The sequence below is a fragment of the Candidatus Binatia bacterium genome, from assembly GCA_029248525.1.
In the GTDB taxonomy this organism is placed as follows: Bacteria; Desulfobacterota; Binatia; order UBA12015; family UBA12015; genus UBA12015.
This window is the reverse complement of the sequence record JAQWJE010000014.1, coordinates 1-25,101: the sequence shown is the minus strand read 5'-3', so window position 1 is coordinate 25,101 and position 25,101 is coordinate 1. Positions and strand designations below refer to the sequence as shown.

General features: G+C 60.0%; 18 protein-coding genes and 1 tRNA gene. 7 read left to right on the top strand and 12 right to left on the bottom strand.

The window, feature by feature from the left end:
• Nucleotides 1-251 precede the first annotated feature (251 nt).
• The 3 genes from P8K07_03375 to P8K07_03365 all read left to right on the top strand — a co-directional run bounded on the left by P8K07_03375 (nt 252) and on the right by P8K07_03365 (nt 2,458).
• Nucleotides 252-1,469, top strand: coding sequence for a hypothetical protein (locus P8K07_03375; GenBank protein MDG1957560.1), 1,218 nt, complete (start codon nt 252-254; stop codon nt 1,467-1,469).
• Between the two features lie 2 nt (nt 1,470-1,471).
• Nucleotides 1,472-1,897 (top strand): Zn-ribbon domain-containing OB-fold protein, encoded by a 426-nt coding sequence (locus tag P8K07_03370; GenBank protein ID MDG1957559.1) that lies wholly within the window; start codon nt 1,472-1,474, stop codon nt 1,895-1,897.
• 204 nt (nt 1,898-2,101) lie between these two features.
• On the top strand, nt 2,102-2,458 hold the full coding sequence (locus tag P8K07_03365; GenBank protein MDG1957558.1) for a hypothetical protein: 357 nt from the start codon (nt 2,102-2,104) through the stop codon (nt 2,456-2,458).
• A gap of 6 nt (nt 2,459-2,464) precedes the next feature.
• Here P8K07_03365 and P8K07_03360 read toward each other — a convergent pair whose 3' ends face one another.
• The 5 genes from P8K07_03360 to P8K07_03340 all read right to left on the bottom strand — a co-directional run bounded on the left by P8K07_03360 (nt 2,465) and on the right by P8K07_03340 (nt 11,647).
• Entirely contained in the window at nt 2,465-4,171 is a 1,707-nt protein-coding gene (locus P8K07_03360) for a DUF3556 domain-containing protein (protein MDG1957557.1), read from the bottom strand.
• Between the two features lie 227 nt (nt 4,172-4,398).
• On the bottom strand, nt 4,399-7,263 hold the full coding sequence (locus P8K07_03355; protein ID MDG1957556.1) for a hypothetical protein: 2,865 nt from the start codon (nt 7,261-7,263) through the stop codon (nt 4,399-4,401).
• 143 nt (nt 7,264-7,406) lie between these two features.
• Nucleotides 7,407-7,907: a hypothetical protein gene (locus tag P8K07_03350; GenBank protein MDG1957555.1), complete on the bottom strand. Its 501-nt coding sequence runs from the start codon at nt 7,905-7,907 to the stop codon at nt 7,407-7,409.
• A gap of 2 nt (nt 7,908-7,909) precedes the next feature.
• Complete coding sequence (locus P8K07_03345) at nt 7,910-8,143, bottom strand: hypothetical protein (protein MDG1957554.1); 234 nt, start codon at nt 8,141-8,143, stop codon at nt 7,910-7,912.
• A 369-nt stretch (nt 8,144-8,512) separates the two neighbouring features.
• Nucleotides 8,513-11,647: a thrombospondin type 3 repeat-containing protein gene (locus tag P8K07_03340; GenBank protein MDG1957553.1), complete on the bottom strand. Its 3,135-nt coding sequence runs from the start codon at nt 11,645-11,647 to the stop codon at nt 8,513-8,515.
• A 360-nt stretch (nt 11,648-12,007) separates the two neighbouring features.
• Here P8K07_03340 and P8K07_03335 point away from each other — a divergent pair, with 360 nt between their 5' ends.
• Nucleotides 12,008-13,492, top strand: a complete 1,485-nt coding sequence (locus P8K07_03335; GenBank protein MDG1957552.1) for an NAD(P)/FAD-dependent oxidoreductase — start codon at nt 12,008-12,010, stop codon at nt 13,490-13,492.
• Between the two features lie 210 nt (nt 13,493-13,702).
• Here P8K07_03335 and P8K07_03330 read toward each other — a convergent pair whose 3' ends face one another.
• The 3 genes from P8K07_03330 to P8K07_03320 form a co-directional block, all read right to left on the bottom strand.
• Nucleotides 13,703-15,736: a hypothetical protein gene (locus P8K07_03330; protein MDG1957551.1), complete on the bottom strand. Its 2,034-nt coding sequence runs from the start codon at nt 15,734-15,736 to the stop codon at nt 13,703-13,705.
• A gap of 129 nt (nt 15,737-15,865) precedes the next feature.
• Entirely contained in the window at nt 15,866-17,317 is a 1,452-nt protein-coding gene (locus P8K07_03325) for a sulfatase (GenBank protein ID MDG1957550.1), read from the bottom strand.
• 451 nt (nt 17,318-17,768) lie between these two features.
• The gene (locus P8K07_03320) at nt 17,769-18,701 is read right to left on the bottom strand and encodes an FkbM family methyltransferase (protein ID MDG1957549.1); all 933 of its coding nucleotides are present in this window, start codon (nt 18,699-18,701) and stop codon (nt 17,769-17,771) included.
• Nucleotides 18,702-19,016: 315 nt separating this feature from the next.
• Between P8K07_03320 and P8K07_03315 the strand changes: the two genes are divergently transcribed.
• On the top strand, nt 19,017-19,493 hold the full coding sequence (locus P8K07_03315) for a nitroreductase/quinone reductase family protein (GenBank protein ID MDG1957548.1): 477 nt from the start codon (nt 19,017-19,019) through the stop codon (nt 19,491-19,493).
• 97 nt (nt 19,494-19,590) lie between these two features.
• On the opposite strand, the gene P8K07_03310 is transcribed toward P8K07_03315, so the two are convergent.
• Both P8K07_03310 and P8K07_03305 read right to left on the bottom strand, forming a co-directional pair.
• Nucleotides 19,591-21,624 (bottom strand): DUF3604 domain-containing protein, encoded by a 2,034-nt coding sequence (locus P8K07_03310; protein MDG1957547.1) that lies wholly within the window; start codon nt 21,622-21,624, stop codon nt 19,591-19,593.
• Nucleotides 21,625-21,785: 161 nt separating this feature from the next.
• Nucleotides 21,786-22,259 (bottom strand): GAF domain-containing protein, encoded by a 474-nt coding sequence (locus tag P8K07_03305; protein MDG1957546.1) that lies wholly within the window; start codon nt 22,257-22,259, stop codon nt 21,786-21,788.
• A gap of 341 nt (nt 22,260-22,600) precedes the next feature.
• Between P8K07_03305 and P8K07_03300 the strand changes: the two genes are divergently transcribed.
• The gene (locus P8K07_03300; GenBank protein MDG1957545.1) at nt 22,601-22,948 is read left to right on the top strand and encodes a DUF1456 family protein; all 348 of its coding nucleotides are present in this window, start codon (nt 22,601-22,603) and stop codon (nt 22,946-22,948) included.
• 437 nt (nt 22,949-23,385) lie between these two features.
• Nucleotides 23,386-23,865: a cupin domain-containing protein gene (locus tag P8K07_03295; GenBank protein MDG1957544.1), complete on the top strand. Its 480-nt coding sequence runs from the start codon at nt 23,386-23,388 to the stop codon at nt 23,863-23,865.
• A gap of 153 nt (nt 23,866-24,018) precedes the next feature.
• Here P8K07_03295 and P8K07_03290 read toward each other — a convergent pair.
• Both P8K07_03290 and P8K07_03285 read right to left on the bottom strand, forming a co-directional pair.
• Nucleotides 24,019-24,121, bottom strand: a tRNA-OTHER gene (locus P8K07_03290).
• Between the two features lie 304 nt (nt 24,122-24,425).
• A partial coding sequence (locus P8K07_03285) for a DUF1566 domain-containing protein (GenBank protein ID MDG1957543.1) occupies nt 24,426-25,101 on the bottom strand: 676 nt, incomplete at its 5' end.

The following is a 25,101-nucleotide window of genomic DNA, read 5'->3' as shown; positions in this document are numbered from 1 at the left end:
ATTTCTGCCCCAATTCGCTTCCGGCCGTCAACTGCGAGGCTGCCTGGATTCCATGCTGGTTTGGCGAGCTTCAGGCGGCCGAACGGCGCGATGTCGCTTGATCGTTCGCCCGGACGGGTCTATTGAGTGCCTTGCGGTTGCATCATCAGGCGTCGTTGCCAAATGGATCCGGGTGTTCACAGGGAGCTCTCCGGGCGTCGGACGACCCTCGGCCTGCCGCGGCCGAGCAGATTGAAAGGAGAGCAAGCAGCATGAGTCGCCGAGCGCACATCGTGGGAGTCGGAGAAACGCAATACGCCCGTTGGGGCAAGATCACCGATACCCCCGAACACACTTTAGCCATTCGGGCCATCCTGAATGCCGTTGACGATGCTGGCTTGACCATCGACGACGTCGACGGGATGTCCTCGTTCGCCGAGGATCGAAATGAGGCCGTCTTTCTAGCCGCTGAACTCGGTCTTCCGACTTTGCGCTACGCCAACATGGTCTGGCTCCCGGGTGGCGGCGGTGGCTGCGCGGCCGTCGGCAACGCTGCCATGGCGGTCGAAACCGGACAGGCGGAGGTTGTGGTTGTTTACCGCTCTCTGTGTCAGGGGCAGTTCTTCCGTTTCGGTAACGCTGGCGTGGACGATTGGGGCGCCCAGACGCCGACGCCCACCGTGACGCAGGCCCAGAATCCCATGGCCGCATCGATGGGCTTCGCGATGCCCTACGGAATGCTCATGGCCGCCGCTGCCTATGCCTTGCCGACTCGTCGTCATATGCACCTCTACGGCACCCGCCCGGAACACCTCGGACAGCTCGCTGTAACGTTCCGCGAGCATGCCAGTCGCAATCCGCGAGCCGTGATGGGGCACAAGCCGATGAATATCGATGATTATTTTGCCTCCCCGATGATCGCTGATCCGCACCGGCTCTTCGATTGCTGTCTCGAGAGCGACGGTGCGTGTGCGGTGGTGGTCACGACCGAGGAACGTGCCCGCGACCTCAGAGCGGCTCGCGTGGAGATCCTCGCAAGTGAGCAAGGCGCGCCCGAGGGATTTGCCTTCGGCCCGTTTACCAACGCCAATGTCGCCGACGAGATTTATGCTACCGGTGCCTGCGAAGAGATGGCCGGTCGTCTCTGGGGCAAGGCCGGCCTGCAGCCCAAGGACGTCGATGTGGCCCAGATCTATGATCACTTTACAGGCTGCGTAGTCATGCAACTGGAAGACTACGGATTCTGCGAGCGTGGTGAAGGCGGCCCCTTCATCGAGTCGGGTGCCCTTGCCTGGGACGGCGGCAGTCTGCCGACCAATACTCACGGCGGCAGCCTCAGCGAGGCCTACATCCACGGACTCAACCATGTCGTCGAGGGCGTGAGATCCCTGCGCGGCGAGAGCACCAGCCCGGTCGACAATGCCGAGGTCTGCCTGGTGACAAGCGGTGCCTGCGTTCCTTCGAGCGCCGTGCTGTTGGGAAGGAAATAGAAATGAGCGAGAGATTCTTTCCGGATGCAATGCCGTCGCCGATGGCCGACAATATCACCCTGCCCTGGTGGCAACATGCCGCCGAACATCGATTGGTCGTTCAGCGCTGCACCGCCTGTGGGGCGACGCGGATTCCGCCCTCGCCGGTCTGTGCGACCTGTCGCTCGGAAGAGTCCGAGTGGCAGGAAGTCACCGGCCGCGGTGAGGTCTACACCTTCACGGCCGTCCACCGCGCCATCGCACCCGATCAGCCGCTGCCGACCGTAATTGCGGTCATCTCCCTCGAAGGCTCCGGTGGCTTGCGCATCATGTCGAATCTGGTGGACGTCGATCCGGAGAAGATCGAGATCGGCATGCCCGTCGAAGTTGTCTGGGAAGATATGAGCGAGGACCTTGCCGTGCCGCGTTTCCGCCCCGCCTCATCCTAGACCGGCCATTGCACCGAACCAGTCGGTGGGGCTTGGTGGTTGGCGATCCGAAAATTCGAAAAAGATCATTTTCAGATAAACCCTCCTTTTTTTCAGCGATCCGGTAATCATTGAGGGAGTCGAACGTCTGCACCTCCAGAAGGACCTGCTGCGAGCGGGTACTCTGGCCGCCCACGTCGGGGCCAGATAGCAAGGAGGGATCGGATGAAGTACTCAATAGTCGTTCTGGGAATGTTGCTGGCCCTTGGCCTGACCGAGGCGCGGGCAAACGCAGCGGCGGGGACAAAGGCTGATTGCGAGGCTTCCAGTCGCGTATGGGAAGATGGCAGGTGCGTTCCTGCTGAAAAGGTTGATTGTGATCGGGCGGGTGCCTGCGGTGTCGACGGACTCGACGCCGCGGGCTGGACCAAGGTGACCCGGGAGTCGTCCGGATGCGCTGCCACAGAAGCTGGTGGGAAGGCCTACGATGAAGCTGCAGCCCGCGTGACTCGCCTCGATCGCCGATCTTCTTCCGCGTTCAACTTGATGCGACGCTACCAGCGTCTCTGCTTGCAGGGCTAGGCGCGACTACTCCAGAGCCTTGGCCACGTCCCCGACGGGCCAGGGCTGGTGCTCTTCATAATCGGACATCTGGGTCTCGCCGTTTGCGACCTCGCCGGAGGCGGCGTCGTAGACGGTCCAGTGCATCGTCTCACCGAAGAGCGGCTGACCTTCGACGGAAATGACCCGGAGTTCGCCTTCCTCAAATTCGCAGAGGGGCTGGATAGCGCGGACCAATTGATGGCCGTTCAGGTGGCCATCACCGAAGTTCCAACCGAGAATCGTGCCGCCGAGAACCTCGCCCTCGTACCATTCGTATTCGTCGATCTGGTCCACCGCGACAGGCAGCGCCTCGAAAAGCGGACGGCCTTCGAAATGCATGAACCTGCTCACGCCCATCATCACCTTGGCGACTTCAAATTCCTTGGGGTCTTCGAGCAGATCGGCCAGTTGGTCGTTGACCGTGCCGCCGACCTTCTTGAGCTTTTTCAGCTTCTCGACCGATCCATTCTTCCGAAAGAGCCAGACATTATACGCCCAGTTGCCAGCGTAATAGCGCATCGAGGGCAGGAACGAGACGCGCGAGGGCACCAGATTGCCATATGCCGGCACCACCGCCAGCGAGAAAAGCATCACCGCCAGCAGCAGCGGCATCCCACTCATGTCCAGTACCGACATTTCGGGGTGGAACCAGAAGAGAAACCAACCGCCATAGATCATGAGGATGTTCCACTCCACCGGCATCCCATTGGGGTTGTTCAGGCCGATGAATCCGTGGAAGCCGGTCAAGAGAATGCAACCGGCGAGCAGCAGCTCAGTGCTTCCGGTAAGCGCCGCGGCAAGAAGGATGAAGGGAATCGCGATTTCGGAGATATGGCCGAAGATTGCGATTTTCTTGGCCATCGCAGAGGGACGGAGATCGTCGGGAAAATTCCGGAAAAGCCGCTTCTTCAGGACTTTCGGAAAAAAAGGACCGTTGTTCATCATGAACATGATCACCGAGGGGAAGTGGCCGTTCCACTTCGATACCGCAGCCCAGATCCAGATGAATGACCAGGTCAGCATCGCACCGGCAATCCAGAGATCATTGGCGGCGGCAAAGATCATCGCGCCCATCACGACCCAATAGTGTTCGTAGCGGGCGGCGAGAAAGAGCGTCTTGTCGAGCACTCCGTTCAGGGCGACGAGCACGAAACAGGGAAGCAGCAAAGCGGGTGTGACCTCAGGGGCAAAGAGCACCCGAAACAGAGAAAGCTGCGCCAGAACATAGGCGATCACATCGATATAGTTCCGCGTGTCGCCACCAATCAGCGGTGCCCCGCGAAATAGCGGCAGCTTGATGGTGCCGGGGCGTGCGAAATGGCGATAGCCACCGAAAAACTTGTCGAAACGCGCATTCATCGGCCCCCAACCGCACCCGAACCCCAAAAGCTCCCAGGTCATCGACCAGACGATCGCCTTCTTGAAGGCCTCGGCCGTAAACGCCCATTCCCCGAACTGAAGGAATCCGGGGTAGCCAACGTTGAAGCTGCACCAAAAGGCCCAGATCCCGATCAGGCCGATGAAGTATTTGCCCCAGTAAAGCGCCATTACGCTCGGCCGGTTCGGACTCGAGTCCGCCCACGTGGTGCAGGCCAATCGAATCCGCTCGGGGAATGAGGCATCGATGATGCGCTGGGGCTCATAGGGCGGCAGATCTTCCGCCAGGCTATCGGTCAGGGGGTCTTTTGCCACAGTTACTCTCCGTCCAGCGCTAGGCGTTTTGCATTGTTGCTTGGTCATGGTCGCGAACAGGGCCACGGGCACCGTCGATGCCCGAGATTACGTCTACGAGCTAATCTCACCAGACCAGCGAGGCCATTAGGGCTCCTTCTGGCGCAATCTGCCGCCCTTCGTCAAACTCGCAACGAAGAGCCCCGCATTTAGCGGCCAGAGGGGCATCCAACAGGGGCGGCGCCGACCTAGGGACGGCAGCTGAGTCGTATACGGTCCCGATCACCGCCACTACCAGCTTGGGCACGCGCACCAACCAATGCAGGCCTGCCACCGGCAGGAACAGGGATCGTTGCCATTCGCGTGCACTCTCCACCCGGCTCGAGGGGGAACTCCAGCCCGGCGAGCACGCCGGCGATCTTCAGAGTTGCCGGCTGTCTCCAGGACCCCAGGGCGCGAACCCCGTCAATTTCCTCGGCCGCGCATGAAATCCGCTCGTCCGCCTCACCCAGACATGCCCAGACACGGAAGCCACAGACGCCTGAGGCCGCATCGAAATCGCATTCCGGATCACCGTCCGTGCATTCCTGCACTCGCGAGGGAATCCCGGAGCGGTCCATGGCAATCGCCTCGGCCCCATGCTCAAGCGCCCAACTCAAACGACAATCGGTTCGGCGAAGACCTCCTGGAATACGCACTGCTGGAGCTTCAAGTAGGCAGGTATCGGAGCATCGGCCGTCATCGCCCGTTCCCGATTCACATTCTTCGGTACACTCGAGAATTCCGTTCCCGCAGGCCTCCTGGACACAGCGAGAGGAGCATCCGTCGCAGTTCGCTGTGTTCCCGTCATCGCAGGATTCGCCGGTTTCGATCTGTCCGTTGCCGCAACTAGCTGTGTTGACGACGCATTCTATATCGAGTGGATTGCGCACCATCTTGCGACGATCGCCAGGTCCGGTCCGTGCCCCGATGTCGAAACGGGCGCGGCGGCCGGCTGCAATCTCCAAGGAAAATTCGCTCGTACACGTGCCTGACGCGATCGAAGTTCCAGAATGGAGCTCGCGAGTGCCCGCAAAGACCGTCACTCCGGTGTCCTTGAAAGCATCGCTGATCGTGATCGCATTGGCATCAATCAGACCGGAGCGCTTGGGGAATCGGGGGCTCTTGAGAGTCGCGCGAGCCACTTGCGCCTCCGCACACTGAGGAAAGGCCGGGGCCGCCGAGCCAAAGCAGACCGCGGCCGCGACCTCGCATTGGCCATTGCTTATACCATCCTGATCACAACCCGGATCCCCGTCGGTGCAGAATTGGCGTCGAGAGGCCACACCCGACCCGACCACGCTTAGAGAATTGCCCCGGAGGTTCCAGGCGGCGAGACAGCCGCTTCGCGCGATCGGTCCAGGTATGCGCAAGCCCTCCCCCGTAGGCAGTCGGCATTGCGCCGAGCAGCCGTCGCCGTCTTCCTCATTTCCATCGTCGCACTGTTCGTCGCATTCGAGAATCGAATCGCCACAGACTGCATCCGTCGCGCGGCAATCCCCACGGCAACCGTCGCAGTCCAATGTATTGCCATCGTCACAGATCTCTTCAGGATCGAGGGTTCCGTCGCCGCACTCCCCAGGCAGATCGCCGCAGGTCGGTAAATCCGGCAGCACGGATATCTCCGGAGTTGGGGAAACCGATCCGGTGATTTCGGGAGCAAGACCGCTCGTCGCCAGCCGAACCGCATGGCCTGCTGCTACCCGGCCCCCGACGCGAAGTTGATCTCCCGCAGCAAGGTTGGCTACGGCGAAGATTTTTGGGCAGTCGGGATCTGACGGAAAACAACCGTTCGTGCTGCCACCTGCCAGTAATTCGCTCTCGGGTTCTATCGCTATGCGGCAAGCAGTCGCGTAGATGATACCACCAAAATCGAATTGCGACCGCTTCCCACTGGTGTCCAGATCTCCGGCAAACCGAATCTCACCGGAAGTCGCGATGGTATCGACAAAGCCGCCGGTGCCATTGGCCGAGGAAAGATCCACCGCTCCGAGCAGGATCCCACCCGCCGCCTGCATCGTCAGACTTCCGCCCACGCCACGCTTGGAACTCGCGTGCAATTCGCCCAGCGGTCCCTGCTCGATCCGGCCCCCCGCGCAGGCCGATACCGAGGCGCCTTCACATTCCGCACTTCCATCCCCCGGTACGTTCAGGACTCCGTCCAGGTAAATGTTGCCTGGCCCCTTTGCCCGACTGCGACTGCATAAATCGATGTTCGCGAAAGGAGAGGCGTTGAGCTCGATTTCGACCGCACTTCCGCAGTCCTCGGCGCTGCTACCCGGCGATCCCGTAATGCTGCCGGCAAGGCGGATGTCTCCACCGAGTGAATGCAGGAAAATAGCACCCCCATCGCCCTCGTCTTTCTTCCCGCCTGCAATCGAAATTGCGCCTGAAATCTGGATATTGCCCCCGGCCTCGACGTCGAGGGTTCCAGCGGACCCATCAACGCTGCCGAGATGGAGATCGCCGGGTACGGACACGAAGCCGCCAGCATCCAGAGTCAGACCACCGCTTTCTGGGGCAAACTCAAGCCCCTGGGGTTTCCCATCGGCCGAGAGATCGAGCGAGCCAATGATCTGAAGATTCCCACCGGCAACCGCATCGAGACTTCCTGCATCCGTCTCCACTCCCCGCAATTCAAAAGGCCCCAGAACGCTCAAATCCCCGCCTGCCGTTAGCTTCAGCGAGGGCCCCCGCAGGCCCATTACCGGTGGCCCGGACGGCGCGCCGATCTGGATCGCGTTGGTTGCGGAAAGATGCAAGTCCGACACCCACTGCCTGCGGGCCTGAACTATCGTTGAGGGTTCCATCAAAAAACGAGCACCCGCGTCCACCAGAATGCTCCCTGCTCGAATCGTGGCCGGTTCGCTGCCGCCGAATTCGAGAATAATTCTGGCATCGGAAGCGATCCTCAAGGTCACCGAATCGCCCAGATCCAGAATCTCGCCTGCCGCAACACGATGCTCCCCGCTGACAACGCAGGGATCACCGGCGCAAATCTGGGCCGAGCTCGGCACCGCAGAGCATACCAGCATAACGATAAGGAGATTTCGCAGATAGGAATAAGTCGACATAAGAAATCCTGTTTTGCCTTTTGGCCATTGATCCGTCAATAAAAACGCGATTGATCAACTTCAACGTGCTGAGCCGAGACTTCGGCACTCCCGCACTCGAGCAGGCGAAACGAGTCTATGGTCTGGCGCACCGGATCCATGGCTTAGCGACAGATCAAACCCGTGCCAGCCCCGTTCGCCACGCAGAATTCCGCAGCTGGCGGCACACTGAAGGCCGTCTGCGCACATCGATCACAGAAGCCCGCCGGATGGAGGCTGATCTCCCCCTGCACGGGCCCGTCCACCCCCGCCACGGCGGCATTTTTCGCCACTACCTTCACCTTCACAAGACCGGGCTCCTTGCGGTAGAGGGTCTTTACAACCACCTTGATAATCCCGTCCTCGCGGTCCCGCCCCTTGAAGGTCCAGGTCGTGCCGGCCTTGTTCACCTTCCACCCCGTCTTGGTGGCCTTGTCATAGGCTCCGCCTTCCACGCTACCGGACCAGAGAGTGGGCGCGGCAACCTCGTCTTCATCAACCAACGCGATCCGGAATCCATTGTTCAGCGGGTCGATGGCCGGATCGGGCTCGCCGCTGGTATCATCGATCGGAACTGTGAATTCCGTCGAGAAGACGATTTTCTGCTGGCCGACCTCCTTTTCCAATTTCAGGACTTTGAGCTTGCTGCGGTCCAGATTGTCAGCCCGCAGTTCGGATCAAGAATCGCATAGGTACTGAAGTGGACGACCTCGAAACAATATTTGTTCTCGGTTGCCCCACAGCAGGCTCCCAACGTCGACTCATCCACAGTTCCTGTTGAGGCTTCGTCGCAACGGGTGTTTCCACCCCAATCGTCCGGGAATCCGTCGGCATCAAACGAGGTGCAGGAACCAGACTGCATTTATCCGCCAGCCGATGGTCGGGAAGCGTCGCATCGACATGATAAGGCGCGATATTCGCTTCCTTGATTTGGTACTGGTCTCCCTCCACTTTCCGCAGCCAGCCGTCCTTATGCGCGTCGTTTTCGTTGGGTATGCGTGCCCGAATTGCGCACCCTGGAAGCGGTTCCCGACCGACAGGCTGAACCGCGAGGCCTGGCGGTCCCGCGTCACCGCGGGCCCTGGTACATCGTGTCCGTGCGTGGCCCGCGGTACGGCTTCGATGCGCCGTCCAAAAAAAAGGATCCCCGCCAGATTGCTCTCGCGGGGACCCCTCCGACGGATGGTGATGCTGGAGGAAGCAGCGCCGGTGACTGCCCCTCCCTTTTGCTTTAGCGGCAGGTCATGGTCGTACCCCCTCGATTCATGACACAACTCCAGGAATCACCTTCTCCGGCTTCCGCGCAGAAGGGAGAGAAGGATTTGGGCGTCAGGTCGACACTTGCCTTGAGGGCATTCCCGATGGAAGTGGCAAGGAGCATCGCCTTGCCCTGCACCTTGACCTGAATCTGACCCTGACCGCGATCCTTCAGGATAACCTTGGAGAGACCGCCGGGTCCCTGCTTGCTCGCCCATTTGAAGCCACCCCTGATCGCCTTCCAACCTTCGCCGGTTTCGCGGCTGTAAAGCCCTCCGGGAACTTCCAGGTCCACAGGGACTGCATTGCCGTCGGCCTGAAGTCGAACTCGGATGCCCGTCTCTGCCGGGTTCCAGGTCAATTCCTCCTCTGGGTCGACCACCATGTCGAATCGCAGATCGAGCTTCTGCTGGGCACCTGAACGGTGCAGGTTCTTGATTTTCATCGACGGTCGCACCGCTTCCGAGCAATTCTTCGTCATTCCCGCGTAGCTGCTGAAGTGGGAGGTCTCGAAGGCGTAGAAGTTCCTGGCCATATCGCAACACGCCCGCAGACTTGCATCATCGAACCGGACGTTAGGATTTCCGTCTTTGTCGGTTCCCCAGTCCAGCGGAAAACCATCAGCGTCGACGGAGCCACACTGCTGGTCTTCGCACATGCCCGCAATGAGATTGTTCGTCGCCGGGGAGGTCGAGCTGGTACCGGGATCGGCATCGATCCAGCGAGGCGCGAACTTCTTCTCGCTCTTGTTCGTACCAACCACCTTGTCTGTACCCGTCTTGTTTTCCCACTTCAGCTTGATCACGACGTTCTTGGCGAATGTCATCGCCGAAGATCCCGCATCCGGGTTGAATTCCACGTTCACCACGTGGGTCGCGCCGGAGTTTTCGCCGAGCCCCCCCCAGTAGTGTCCGTAGTCGCCGGTGGCTACCCGCTCCAGCTTGCTGCGAGTTTGTTCCTCGATCGAGAAGCTGGTGTCGGCGGTGACGACGCCGTGAGGCAACTTGAGCTCGACCATATCGTTTTGAGATTCGATATACTCGTCAACCATCGAGAGCGTGCAAGACTCGCCATCAGGGCCAACGGAGATACCCTCTACGACAGGTGCCGAATCGGGATCCGAAAGGCAGCAGTCCACGTTCGCACGTTCTGGGTTGCTGCCGCTGCGAATGCTGTTGCACATCGTGCTTTCCACATCGGTGTTCGGGCATACATCACAGACGTCGCCGCATTGATTGGGCCCCTGCGCGTGGATCGAACAGTCACCATCGGTGTCTGCCTGGTCTGGGTTGCAAACGTCCATGCAGTTATCGCAGACATCTCCAAAACCGTCACTATCAACATCTGATTGGTCCAGGTTCGGAGTGTCGACGCAGTTGTCGCAGACATCACCGGCGCCGTCGCCGTCCCTGTCCAACTGGTCGAGGTTAGGAACGTCATCGCAGTTGTCACAGGCATCACCGAGCCCATCACCATCCAGATCGGACTGATCCGGGTTGGGAGTCGAAAGGCAGTTATCGCAACGATCCTCGATGCCATCACCGTCTGTATCCGCTTCGCTGGGATCGATCCGACCATCGAAGCAATTCGGACCACCGAAGAAACGTCCAAGGGTCAATTGCGGATATTGCGTGCCCATGAAGCCCGGAAACTCTGCTTCGGCAGCAACGTAGATATCACCCATCACGGGATCGACAATCACGTCGAGGGCGCGGCTCTCATCGTCGGAAGCCGGCGCTACCGTGATGCCGCCAACGCCGAACAGAGGATCCATGGAGAGGTCAGGCATCAGCCGTGCAACCGCCACAGCCGGGCTCTGTTGGGCGGTCGGGCCATCCGCGCTACCTGCGACCACGACACGGTCGACACTGTCGACCGCAATCGCAGCGATCTTGCCATTGGAAAGTGTGATCTGACGGACGTTCACCATTGAGCCGGAGGCACTGTCGAGCATGGCCACCACCATGCCGTTGAAGAAGCCGCCCGACATGGCGGGAACCTGCGTGTTGCCGCCAACCACGAGCGTACCGTCGCTCAACTGATTGACCGCAGCGACCGTACTATAGCCTCCCCCAAAAGAGAAGGCGGCCATGCCGTTGGTGCCAAAGGTCGCATCCAGTTTTCCCGTAGCCAAATCTACCTTGAACACGACAGGGTCAATGTGCAGAACACCAATCCGGCCAACGATATAGTTTACCGATCCACCGATGTAGAGGCTGCCAGAGTCCTGATCGACGAACACGGAGCTTGCGTTATAGGATTTCCCGGTGGACGCCAGGGCACTATTTCCAATCCGGTACTCTGTGGCACCGCCCAGCGCGACATGCCCAAAGGTCGCATCGAAACGACGAACGAGAACCTCGGACTTGCCGCTGGCATCACGGTCAGTAGCAACGACGAGAAAATCGCTCCCATCGACATCCGCCATGCCGGCCACTCCGTTACGCGCGATGTAGGAACGAAAGCTGCGTCCCTTGTTCGAGCCGTCCTGACCGAACTTCGCCAGCGAAAAACCGCTACCACCACCCGATTCCACCAGAGCGATAAAGTCACGCTTCCCGGCACCATTGTCGCGCCCCAGAAGGTCCGCGACCTCACCGTACATATCAGTCATTTTGCCATCGCGTGAAGTTGCCGCTCCGCCATCCCGAAATTCCGGCACAAGGTCTCCGTTGAGGTCTACCGAGGTAAATGCTGTCTGGATTTCGCCTGTTTCGCTCTCAAAGCCCAGATTGATTGATCCGCCCACAACAATCTCGGTCGATGCACCCTCGTTCGCCTCTTCCGCCGAGCCGACGGCGGACTGCCAGAGGAGAGCGCGGCCCGATCCGGAAATACCCATCACCTGATCGTCCGGACAGGAGCCGCCCGGTCCGTTAAAGGTGACAGATGTGAAGCCGGGATACCCCGGCAGGCAGGGTCCCGGTCCGAAAGCGGTATCGAGGCCCCCCGGGACCGCCATTGCGGCCAACGGTTGCGCGAGCAGGGTCGCTCCCACGACCGCGCCCGCTATGGTATGACGCAGGAAGCCAGAGAAGGCCGTGCTGATTGTTTTACGTTGCCCCGAAGTGCAGTCGAGGTTGCTTGCGATCGATTCCTTTTTAACCATTTTCATCATTCCTTTTCGTGCATCCTCCAGACTCCGGGTATTCGGATCATCGGGTGCTGCCTTGGTAAGAGCAGCTTCCGTGCCGCCCCCGCATGCACCCAAAACAGCGAAAAAGGACCTCCAAAGGGCATTTCAAGCTAACTTTAGTTTGCGGGACTGCCATCCGTAGACAGCATCGGGGTGCCGAGGGGGGGGCTGCTCCAAGCGGCGGCCGCCAAGACTGCCTTCCGGCGAGCAGGGAGCTCAAATGCCAAGCTGAAGTCACAAATGCCCGAGAGCGCGGAGAGCATCAGGAGTTGAGCAAGGGCACCTTGTCGTGTTCTGATGGGGTAAGCATTTGGTCGAGGGAGAAGAGTCGAAATGACGAAAACGGCAAAAAAGCGCGATCTGCGTATTGTAATTATCGGGGCGGGCCCAGGTGGGTTGTGCATGGGGGTTCATCTGCGTCGAGCCGGATTCGAGAACTTCGAAATCCTCGAGAAGGCGCCCGGGCTAGGCGGTACGTGGTACCACAACCGCTATCCGGGTTGTGCCTGTGACATCCCCTCGCATCTCTACTCGTACTCGTTCGAGGTCAAAAAGGATTGGTCCCGTCCTTACGCGCCGCAGCCCGAAATTCTCCAATACCTCGAGGATTGCGCGGATAAATACGACCTGCGACGCCACTGTCGCTTCGGCGCAGAGGTGAAACGCGTGAGCTGGGCTGAAGATCAGGCCCAATGGACTTTGGCGCTGGCCTCCGGCGAAGAGATCCGATGCGATGCGGTCGTCAGCGCCATCGGGATGTTCAATGACCTGAATTACCCCGAGATCGAGGGCCTCGATACCTTCGCCGGCAAGCAGTTTCATTCTGCGCGCTGGGATTGGGAACACGATCTGGCGGGCAAGCGTGTCGGGGTAATCGGCAGTGCGGCCAGCGCCGTGCAGTTCGTGCCCGAGATCGTGAAGGACGCAGCCCAGGTGCATTACTTCCAACGCACGGCCAATTGGGTGCTGCCCAAGGAGGACACGCCCTATCCCGATGAAGTGCTCGACCATTTTCGAAAGGATCCCAACGCAGCCCAGGAGATTCGCGACCAAATCTTCAATCAGCTGAATGCTGGCGGACCGGGCATTTTCGACATGCTCCGCCCGGATATGGAAGCGGCCGGCCACCAGAATATGTCGGTGGTAAAAGACCTGAAGGTACGCGAAAATCTGGTCCCCACCCATCCATGGGGCTGCAAACGGCCTCTCTTTTCCAACGATTACTACGCAGCCTTCAATCGACCGAATCTTGAATTGGTGACTGAACCAATCGATCGGATCACTCCTTCCTCGATCCGCACCGCCGACGGCACAGATCGTGAAATCGATACGCTGGTCCTCGCGACCGGGTTCAAGACCACGCGCTATCTTTCAGCCATCGATGTTCGTGGACGTGAAGGCCGCAGCATCGGCGATGCGTGGACCGACGGAGCGATCGCCTACCAGGGCGTGACCACCGCGGGCTTTCCGAATCTCTTCATGCTCTATGGCCCAAACACCAACAGCGACTCCCTGATCACCATGATCGAGTACCACGTCGAGCATGCGATGCTGCATATCGAACGACTCGCCACCGACGATATCGACTGGATCGACGTCAAGCCGAACGTGATGGCCGATTACAACGACCTTCTGCAAAAAGAGATCGAAACCATCGGCGTCTGGTTTGCCGGATGTAGCGACTATTACCGTGGACCGAGCGGTCGCATCGTTACCCAGTGGCCGCGGACGATGGGCGCACACCGCGATATGCTGCATGCGATCGACCCCGAGGCGTGGGAAACCGGCGAAGCGTCCAGTCGACCCAAACGATCCTGATACGAGAGCCGAGGCCGCGTGCCGCCATATTTCTTCTCTCGGCGAGCCCAACCCGGGCGCCGAGAGTCCTCTGCGCTGACGATCCTCCTTCGGGATATGCCCGCGGAAGCAGAAACCGGAGCCTCCCGCTCCGGCTGAGGAACCCTGCATTGGTGCACGTGGTTCGCGGGGCCATTTGATCTGGCGCTGGAGTTTCGGATCATACTTTCTTTACCGGTTTTGGAAGTCCAGCCTGCCGATTCCAAGGAATTGGCCGTCGCGAAGGCTCAGCTCCAGTTGCCAGCTTCCCTCGTCCGGCAGTTCGGTCTCCCACTGGACCTCGCTCGACTGGCCAGGGCCGAGGGCTACCGGAAGCATCCCGACGGCTTCGGCTTGAAAATCCTCATCGCTCTCGAGGGAGGTCCAATGCGCGACGACGCCAGTGGGTCGGAAGGGTTGCGGGTGAAGCCAGGAATGATCTGAAGAGTTTCGGAAGCGGGTATTCAGGATGTTTTGACCGGCCGGCTTGCCCGGTTGGAGAGAGACCTTCGTGAGCTCGAGATTGCGTGGGTCCTGGATCGTGGCCGGCGCCGCCGGCATGCGAAACACGCGCACAGTTTCTCCCTGGGAGATGAAGTCGAACCCCGCCTCGGCAAGCTCGGCGTCCGAAGGCATCTGGATCGCCCGGTCGGCTGATTCGTGAACGACCAGCGTTCGGAATCCCAGCGACGCAAGGGCCTGAGCGGATCGCGGGTCAGAAAGAGTTTCCGCGATATCCGCGATCTGCTGCTGCAGAGGCGTAGCGAAGGAATTGTAGCAAGTGCTCGTGACCTTGGGGTTCCAGGCGCCCATCAGGAGGAATCGGCCCGGATCCAGACGCTGTAATTGGCCCGATTTGAAGTAGGTCGGGACTTCCAGAATTGGACCGTCGAGATCGCTGCCATAGATCTGTAGATCTTCCTCGGCGGGTCGCATCGATATGGCGTCGATCCGGAGCAGGTGTCCAAAGAGGGGTCTCGTGACGGGACCATAGGAGCGCACGCCAAGGATCAGGAGAGCGAGCAGGAGCGTCAGCACTCCTGCCTGCCGAACGTTGACGCGGGACAGGAGCACGTGTGCGCCATAGCCGGCAAGCAGCGCCGCGGGAAAGCCTGCCTGGTTGGCCACGGCAGCCAGGGCTCGAACTGAATCTGCACCGGGCACCACGGCCCGGACGATGCTCAGCAGGGAAGGAATATGGATTTCGGTTCCGGGGATCTGGGTTCGATAGAGACTGCTCCACAATATCAGCAGAAAGGCGAAAATCGAGGCCTTCCGTAAGTCAGGTCGGAACGAATCACGGGATGGCGACATGGTCCCGAGAAAGGCAAGCCCCAGCACGATTGGGCCGCAGAAAACCAATCCTCCTGGAAGGAGCTTGTCCAGTCCCGCGGGGTACGAGAAACGGCTTCCCACGGTCCCCCAGGTCTCGGCCGCGATCAGCCATGGGTTCAGGAGCAGGAAGGCCGCGGCAAGAGTAAGCCCAAGAGCCGCGCCGAGCGGGAGTATCCATCGGTGCATTCGCGTGCGGTATTCCCAGATCAGGAAAGGACCGTAGGCTGCGAGGAGCAAGCAACTGCCCAGGATCGGATAGATCGACTCTCCAAGGAGCAGAAGGGCTGCACTGAGGAGGAGAACGAAATTTACCAGTCCGCCCTTTGCCATCAACCGAATTGTGCCCAGGAGAATGAGCGGAAACCAAAGGTCGCCAAACACGTAAGGGTGATCGGTGTCGGCGAGTCGGGGCGCCTGCAGTGCAAATGCGGCACCGGCAAGGAACGACGCAGGATCTCCGAGCCCGAGTCTCCGACAAAGAAAAAACATCATGAGTCCGGCGAGCCAGAGGCGGAGGATCAAGAGGATATTATAGCTCAGGATCGGTTCGCCCGTGGCAGCATAAAAAGGCACAGCCATGTAGGAGGTCGTCAACATGGGTTCGCCAAGGGTGAAGGCGTCCGGGGTCGGAAAGCATTGCCCTTCGCCCAACGGTTGGAGCGGGTTTCTGAGAATTCGGTCGCCGTTGGCGGCGAGCGAAGCCATGACCATCGATCGATCTCCGAAGCTGAGATTCACGGGGTTGAACGAAGACTGGCCCAGCCGGCTGAAGGTATCTGCCGGGTACGGGGAGAGGGTCGCCGGTGCCGGCAGGATGGATCGATAGACCACGAGGGAGAGCACGAGAAGTCCGAGCGCCCAGAAAAAGGCAGGCTTGTCGGCGCGCAACATGTGTCTATCTTCGCACAACTGACGGCATTCCTAAATCTCTGTACGTCTTGCGCGGCGATTCTCGGGGGCGGAGCCGCTGGTGGGCCCGACGGTAGGTTGCCGCGGAACTGGTCCGAGTGGCTTCAGGCGTCAGCGGGAAGGAGCAGGCTTGCTCGGCCCCGGCGGGTTGGTTGCGGGCGGGGCGACGGTCCCGGGCTCGGACTCGACGTAACCGAGAGCTTCGAGCTGTGCGCGCAGTCCACCGTCGATGCGGCTGAAGGGGGCATCGACGGGCGTCGCCGCCAGCCATTCCTGCCAGCCTCGCTCCAGTTCGAGCAGTTCGAACAAGGTACGCGCAAGGTCATCGCCGTGTCCTGTCCTTTTGCTTCTTTCCTCGGGATCGGCCCCGAGGTCAAAGACTTCGTAGTAGTCCAACGCGCCGTCCCGAATAAGCTTGTCCGTGGACGTTCGAACGCTGGTTCTTCCCGAACCCCAGATGCGGTTTTCGGGAAAAGCCACCAACTCGGGAAAAGACCCCTTCAGGAAGTCGTCTCGCAACCAGGGGCTCAAATCCATGCTCCGGATCGGCGCGTCGGCCGGCATTCCAATCTGTGGTGCTTTGATCCCAGTCAGCCCAAGGACGGTTTGGGGCAAGTCCATCAGCCGGACCTGTTCCTCGATCACCAATCCCGGCTCGATTCTCCCGGGAAAGGAAATGATCAGCGGAACCCGCAGGGACTCGTCAAAGACCTGCATGGCGTGCCCTATTCTGCCGTGTTCCAGAAATTCTTCGCCGTGGTCTGCGGTCACGACGATGAGCGTGTCCTGGCGAAGGCCGCGTTCCTCCATCGAGTCGAAGAGGACGCCCAGTTGGCTGTCGGTGAAAGCGATCTCGCCATCATAGAGCGCAACGACATGGGCGAGGTCTTGTTCGCTAATATCGGGGCTGAGACCCTCGATATCGCGACCGTCGATCGATCCAGCGTAGTTTGGGTCGAAAAGGCTGTCCCAAGGGGGCGGAGGAAGGAAGTCGTAATGCACATCCCAAAGGTGCAGAAAAATGAAGAACGGCTGGTGACGCGAGTTCCGACGATGTTGCTCAAGCCAATCCCGGACCGCGGCTATCAGCTGGGGAGAGGAAATTCCCGTCCGCGAGGCTTCCGGCGTAACGTCGGCCATGGATTGGTCGTAGAGGTCAAAGCCACGGTCGTACCCGAAGACGTTCCGCAGGTAGGGCCCCGAGACGAAGCCTGCGGTCGCATACCCTGCGTTCCTGAGGGCTTCGGCGAGAGTCGGTATGTCTTCTCCGAGTCGGCGCAGGTTCGTGGTCACTCCGTGGGCGGCAGGGTGCCTCCCCGTCATCATCGTGACATGAGAAGGAAGAGTCCAAGGGCTTGGGGCAATCGCTGTTTCAAATCGCGCGCCACCTTCAGCCAGCTCGTCGAGATTAGGACTCGTGTCACGAAAGTATCCGTAGGCCCCCAGATGGTCACTGCGAAGGCTGTCGATCGAGATGAGTAGGATATTGGGTGGTTTGGGGGGCTCGGTGCATCCACCGAGCAGAAAGAGGCCAAAGGCCAGGATCGATATGAAATCTCGCACGCCAGCCATGATTCGTTCAGATGCAAAAAAAGGCCGGATGGCCTGCCCTGGAGGGGCTCGCCGCGTCGGTCCGACGGACCGGGCCTCTTGCTGGGTCCCGCGTCCATCCGTCTTTCATTTTTCGGGACAAGGGGAAGCGGTGCTTGCAAGACATAGTGTCTCATTTTGCCTCAACGACGTTCCATTCGTCAAGCCCGACCCGGCCCACTGGGCGCTTCGACTTGCCTTCTCGGCCGCGACACTTTTTTCCCGAGCGAGCCTTTTGATCCACCCTTCCCCGCTCCGTTCGAGCCTGGAAAACCCGCCTCTCGCGGCTCGTGGTCCGGGCATTGGCAAGTACCATTTCTCGGGTACTGGAGATCAGCTCCTGGTGCTCCAGCAAGGCCTGAGGGGAGGCACTCGCACCATCATCGCCGGTGCGGTCCGCTCCGAGGTTCATCACCGTTGGACCTCAATCCCCCTGCGCGTTCGCCGCGCTCTGTTTGCGCTGGAAGTATCGGTTGCCACGATCTATCTCCAGATAGCGGTCGATCTGTTCGTAGCCGCGACGCTCGAAGTACCGACGGACTTCGGGGCGATTCCCTTCGATCACGAGTAATTCCGGCTGGAACCGTTCGATGTCGAAACCCCGCAGTGCCTTGAGTTCGTGGCCCTCAATATCCATGGAAACCAGGTCCACCTTCGTGATGCCCTCACGATCAAGGAGATCGTTCAACGTGGCCATCGGTACCGAAATCTCCTCGGGTTCCACATCGACCCCGAACATTCGACCAGCGGCATGCTCGCGGTCGGTCGAGGAAATTCCCAGCCCCGCCGACTTGAAGAATTTTCCACTGCCGCCGGTTTTGTCGGTCACGAGAGAGACGAGGAAGGTCGATTTCGGCCGCAACTTCGCCCAGTGGGGCGCGTAGTCGGCGAGCGCATCAATACCGATGCCCGTCCAACCCAGGTGCTTTTCGAGATAGTAGGTGTTGCTCCCGTAAACGGGCCAGGCGGCCCCGACATCCAGGAAGAAACCCTCTTTCCGGTCCTGAAAGAAATCACGAATGATGACTTCCTCGGCGAAAACCGAATACTGCCAGCGTTCGGCGAGAATTCCGGTCCGACCTGGCAGCGATTGAATCCGCTCGGTCTCACGGGCGATCGCCCGTGTGACCGTCGCCGTGACTTCATTGGGTTCGATATCGGCCGCCATCTGTTTCTCACGGTGCCCGCGCTCGATCACGTCTCTATCGGTTTCCACAATACCCGTTTCAGGAGTGGCGGCAGGAATAGTGCCTGAGGTGGTGGCTGGATCCGAGCAGCCCAAGCTGCACAGAGTCAGCGAACCAAGCGCGGCGAGAATCGGGCCGGCGACTTTCTGCGATGTGCGTTTGAGGAGCATGGAAAAATTCCTATCCTGACGAGACAGAAAAAGACATAGACGATTCGAGTGGCAGGCTCGGGGCCGTTTTCCTGAACCTCCTGCTCGCCCGCCGGATCTCCCATGCCCGGCAGAGGAGAGGGACGCGGCAGCGACCGGTTATCACGGGCGCCAACGGAGCGCTGGCGCGCGAGCGGGACAAGGAGTCGATCAGAAAACCTGTGATTGGCCCGTCCCCGCCTCCAACGTATCGGCTCACGCAATCGGGGTTTGCGAGGGGGTTCCATTTCGCGATCGTGCGAGCCTCGCGGCAAAACCAATGCTAGGAAAGTGCTTGTGTACTCGAAATTGATCAACGCTTTTTCGGCGACACGGGCCGGGTCCTGGATCGTCCGCAACTTTGCTACCAAAGTCGATCCGATCCTTTTCCGTGCGACAGGTGGTCGGTTCACCTCGACCGGAATCCCGACTCTGCCCATGCTGACGCTCTCGGCGACCGGCCGGAAGTCGGGCGAGCCACGGCACGTGCAACTTGCCTTCCATCAAGACGGTGACGACTTCCTGGTCGTTGCAAGTGCCATGGGCCAGGAGCGTCATCCTGGCTGGCGCTATAACATCGAGGCCGACCCTGAGGTGGAGGTGCAGGTGCGCGGAGAGCGTTTTTCGGCCCGGGCTCGTGTCCTCGGCGAAGAAGAAAAAAGCCGACTCTGGCCTCAAATCAAGAAGACGATTCCACAGATGGATACCTACGAAACCCGCACGGAAAGAAAAATCCTCGTCTTCCGCCTCACCCGGCGCAGTATTGAGGAATGACTTGGAAACTCGAGTTCCTGAACGTCTCGGATCCGAAACCCGCATGCCCGCCCCAAGATGCCCCTCGGGTGCGTTCGGGGGCTCTGAGCCACGCTTTTCAGGACAGAGGCAATCGCCAGACAGGGGAAGACCAGGCCCGCTCCTGAACGGTGACGGGCAGGTCCGACCGCGGCGGAAGCCCCGCGCGCAGAGCGTCCCATGTTGACCATCGGCAAGTCGGATTCTCGAGAACCCGAACATAGTAGAAGGCTCTTTCCTCCGCGTTGAAGTCAGGGTCCGACCAGAGGGCTCGAAGCTCTCCGGCGCCTGGCCTCTCGGTGTAGGAACAATCGCCCAGGTCGACCGGCGCCGCCACCTGTGGACACCGGTGCGTTTCGGGGTCGGGGACGCCCACAGCACAGGCGACATCATGGACTTCCTCTCCCGATATACCGTTATGGCTCCAGCCCTTGACGATCTGCAATCGTTGCAGCGGGGCGCTCAAAGGGTCGCGGACCGCCCATGCCAGAAATTGCGGGGCTTCTCCGGGCCTCGTTTCAAACTCGCCGCCCATGGGTACAGCGGAAGGACATTCGGTGGCACATCGCGCCGGATCCTCCAGGACATCCGGACCCAGACCATAGCCGGCATAGAGCCGGACTCGCAGTCGGGGCCCGGATGTCGCAAAGGTCTCCTTGCGCCGAAACGCGCTATAGAGGGCCTCTCGGGTATTCTCCTCCGCCCAGACACCAGCGAGTCCGGACGCCCCGAAAGTAGTGGTCGGCGTGCGGGCATAGGTTTGCCCCTCGAGCTCGACCACGCGCTTGGGCAGGATCCAGCCGATCGCCAGCGATTGCCACCACGGCAAGGGTACCGAGCCCCGTAGTTCGGGGGTCGCGTCGAGTAGGCCGATCTTGGAATAGAAGTCGGCCTCATTATCCGTGGTGGCTCCCGTATGTGAATCGCTGGCCGCAACGAAGCCCAGCGCGTAGGGGTTCCCCAAATCTTGATCGGCCATCACCAAACCGTCTCGCAGAGCTTGCCGGACGTAGCTTCCTTTCGGCTCGCTAATCTCGAAACTGCTACCGATAAAAGGCTTGATTTCAAAAGACGCCCACTCGTCGGTGTCCGAAAGCGACGGGTGCGTCTCGGAGGTGCCTTTTACCTGACTGATTTCAAATAACGGCTCGTTGCGCATCCGCTTGGCGATATAATCGCGATCGAAGGGATCGCCGGCCCAATCGACCAGCGAGAACATCTGCCCGTCCGAAGCATTGGAGTTGTGGGGAATCGCCAATGCTTCGACCCCGTCGGCGCGCAGACCGTCCAGCCAGTCCCACAGTCCCTCGGGGTCGCGCGAATGAAAACGGGAGAATGGCTCGGCGGGGAGTCCCACCGAGTCGCGAAAGATCACATTGCGATGCAGACTGCCGCCATCACCTCCGCCGGAAGTATATTCATAGGCAACAAAGGTGGTGAACGAACCAGGCTGATAATGCGCGTCTGCGGCCGTGACGATATCCAGCCAGGCGCTTTTGCTGATGGCCGCTACGTCGTCTTGCGGAATCGACTCGTCGCGCAGCCCATCGAGGACTCCGGGCACAAATTTGGAGAACAAGCCCAGCCGTCCCGGAATGGATAAAAGGGTCCGATTCCCATCCCGATTCAGGTCGTGTAGCGGCTCCGCTGCCGGATAGCTGGAAAACGGGTGCTCCCGGTCGGCAGCTGCCGCACTCAAGCCCAGAAAAAGCGCATGATCAGTGACGGCATAGAAATCGAGAGGCTCCCGGAGTTGCATGGTAAACCCGGCCGGATGCGCCAGGGCCTCGCCTTGGGCGTACAGGTAGGCCTCGTCCGGGGTTACGGTACCGCCAAAGATAAAAGCGTCCATCGACCATTTTGTATGGACATGAAGGTCGCCGAAGTACGCCCGTTTCTGCGGATCGCGGTCCATGTCATTGGCAGGAAAGAGGGGTACCGGGCGATCGAGACGCGATGGATCCAGAGCAAATGGCTGGTCCGGCGAGGGACGACTTAAACCCGAAGGTTTCCTGTCGGCACCACCTTCGGTACAGGCCGCCAGAAGCAAGCTCAGAAGAAAGGCGAAAATCCGCATCAACTCATCGATAACCAACGACAGGCCGACTGCCACCTGTCGCCCCCTCCGATTGGCGGGTCTGGAGGATCGAGGGCAGATCGCCCGTTGCAGCGGTTTCGGACGGACATCCGACTGCGGCGGCAATTTGATCGAAAACGAGTTCCGGAAAGGGCTCGTATGGACGCGAAACCGGATTTGGAGGACGATTTGGTCACCTATAACGGACCGTCCGGCTTTGAGTTTCTGAAGCTGATTGAGAGGATGTCCGCCAATTGGTCGGCGTCCTCTCGTGTGAAGGCGTCAGGCTGATCGCTGTCGATGTCCAGGACGCCGACGAGGTGCCCCGCCCCGCTGCGGACCGGCAGCACCAATTCCGACCGCGTCGAGGCGGCACAGGCGATATGGCCCGGGAATGCCTCGACATCGGGCACCAACTGCACCTGACCGGTCCGGGCTGCCGCGCCACAGACGCCCCGGGCGAAGGGGATGACCAAACAGCCGTGACCGCCCTGGTAGGGACCGATTTTCAGCAACTCCCCCGCAGTGACTCGGTAGAACCCGGTCCAATCAAAACGATCGTCGCTATGATGCACCTCGCAGGCCAACGTCGCCATGATGGCGACCTCATCGGTCTCGCGTTGAAGCAGTGCAACGATAGTCTTGTTCAGCTGGGCATAGTCGACACGCATCGGGCCTCCGGATCGCTTCCCTGCTCTACCTGTTCGAAGGCTCGGGCCAAAGCGTCGGGATGCAGACATGAGCGGATTCGACTAAAATCGGAGTTTCCTCCGGGCTGGCGATAACCGAGACCGGGCCACGGCCACCTGAGAGTCGCAGCCGCACCTGCTCCGATCGTGCCTGGCAACTGGGCCTCTGCTCTGGCGGAGGTGGAGAGACTGTCAAGTTGTCTCGGACTCCATTAAGACTACTCCCCAGCATGGAGAACAACGCGTTACTACAAACTATATGTCGGGCTCTCACGCTGAGTGAGCAGGATTTATGCGGGCTATTCCAACTTTGCGATCGACCCTTGGCCGCAGGCCCGTCAGCTGAGTTACTAGCCGAATGCAGCAATGAGCAAATGCGATGCGTACTCGAAGGCCTGATTCTTTCGAAGCGGGGTCCGCGCCAGGACGGAGAGCCTCCGAGTCTCGACGAGAGGGATATTTCGAACAACGAAGTCCTCAAAAAACTGCGGATTGCTTTCAACCTTCAGCAAGATGACATGCTGATAAAATTTGAAAAAGGTGGTGCAAAGCTGTCTCGCGGTGAATTTAGTGGACTCTTTCGCAAACCCGGCAGCAAAAACTTTCGCGCCTGCAGCGATGAACTGTTGCTGCAATTTCTAAACGGGCTTCAACTGCAGCCGGACGCATAAACAGGGCTCCCAAATAAAAGGATTGATTCAATCAAATCCATCACATCACTTGCCCGCACATGTCTTGGTAGAATAATTTCAGCATAGCCCCGGGAATCCCGCCGGGAGCCTTCGATGGGCTACCGCTCCTGTCGACATATAACGCCGTCGTCGTCCCCAATCTCACCGAGGCGGCCGCCCGTACTCCGTGATTGAAAACGTATGGACGGCGCCCGACCGTCGGTGTGAAGGGCTGGGCTCGGCACTTCTGAGGGCGATGCTCGACTGCTGTTGGGGCGCGAATTGTTATATGGTGATGTCTGGCACCCACCGCGACGGGGCTCATGAATTCTACGAACGGCTCGGCTTCGACACCCACGCAAAGCAGGGCTTCGTCATTCGCGTCCAAATAATCCGACGACTCGACGCATGGACTCGAAACATGGAAAAGAGAGCAGATGATTCGTAAAGACCGCAACCTCATTATTCGCTTTGCGATCCTGGTGATCGTCGCTTCGAGCGCTTCCACAGCCGTTGCCATCGATCACCAATCGGGTACCGAGCCCTATCAGGCCATCCGTGCCGAACCGATCCCCATAGAGGAGGCATCGAAGACCGTTCTCGGCCAGCCATATTCATTTCCGGCTGGTACGCCTCTGATCCAGACGTTCAAGATCACTATCGAGCCAGGCATGAAGACCGGACCTCACAAGCACGCCATTCCGTTGCTCGCGTACGTGATATCGGGAACGCTGGGGGTCGACTACGGAAGCCGAGGCAAGCGATCTTTTTCGGCGGGTGAGGCCTATGTCGAGGCCATCGACTGGTGCCACGTCGGCTCCGCTGTCGGCGACAAAGAGGTGCAGATCATCGGGATCTATCTGGGTGAGCAAAACCCGAACGAGATCAAGCCCAAATCTTGTCCCGCGCTCGACTGATGCCACTTCCGTCCAGAGGACGGTCGGGCGGTACTTGGAATGTAAACAAGCCTCCAAATGGGCTTCACGAGCCAATTTCCTCAGCACCCTGTGGCTGGGAGCCAATGGAAGTCCGGGACCCTGAAACACCCCTGGAAACCAGACCCTAATCAATGCCGGGGGCGGGACTTGAACCCGCACGGGGCTTACGCCCCAGAGGATTTCAAGTCCGCTAAAAGGGCGTGCGTGGCGTCACATCGAGTCAGATTACGCCCGGTTTCATTGAACTATCAATTCCAGCGAGTCTCACCACATTGCTCGGTTTATCACTGCCGTGGGGCTCAAAATGGGGCTCAAAATGCCTGCTGAAGCGAACCTCTGGGCTGCCCTGAAACGGCGCCTGGGCGGCGTCCATGCGACGCGGATCGAAAGCGCCACTAGCCCTGGCGTGCCGGACGTCCATATCTGCGCGGGCGGCAAAGCTGCCTGGATCGAGCTGAAGGACGGTAGCCGACATCAAGGTCCTTTTTGGCCCAGGCCACTTCTAGCGGTCAACGCGGCGTGTAGCGGAATCATCGACCTCACGAGCCGCCGCGGACGGCACGAACATGAAGGTCGCCCCACTTACCGCGGTCGGTTAAGCCGCCATGGTCGAAGTTCGCGACCCACACGCTGGAAGAGTCGTCCCCAATGGTAGAGGACGACCAGTAGAACGACAAAACGGTCTCGCCCGGAATCGTCGTGCACGGCGAAGTTTCGCAAGGTGCGTCGATCCAGGGGGCGCGGTGGCTCAGAAGCCCCAGCAACTCCTCGATCTTCGGAAGCCGCCAGTCACACTTTTCCGCGAAGCATCCCGTCGTCGTCACGGCGCTTGGCATCATCTTGCCCCCGTTGAGGGTCCCCAGGAAGTCCACGAACGCTGTGCCGTCCGGCTTAAACAGACCACCACCGAGGAGACCGCCCCAGACGTACGTGTCGTCCTTGTCGTGGATCGAGCCGTCGTCCGTCTTGAGCTCCCACTGAAGCCCCGAGTTCAGGTCCGTGGCCGTCCCGTCGCCGTTCTCCAGCCAGCGGCAGGTCGCCTTCTTCTCCGCCGCCGCGATCCCCTTGTCGAACTTCTCCGCGCACCCGGCCACGTTCGGCGTCTTGCCCAGGACCTCCTTCGCTCGCTCCTTCTGGAGGCACAGTTCGCGTTTGCCCAGCGCCAGAAGCTTCTTCTTCTCGCACTTTTCCTCGTCGGTTGCGGCGAGGGCGGCG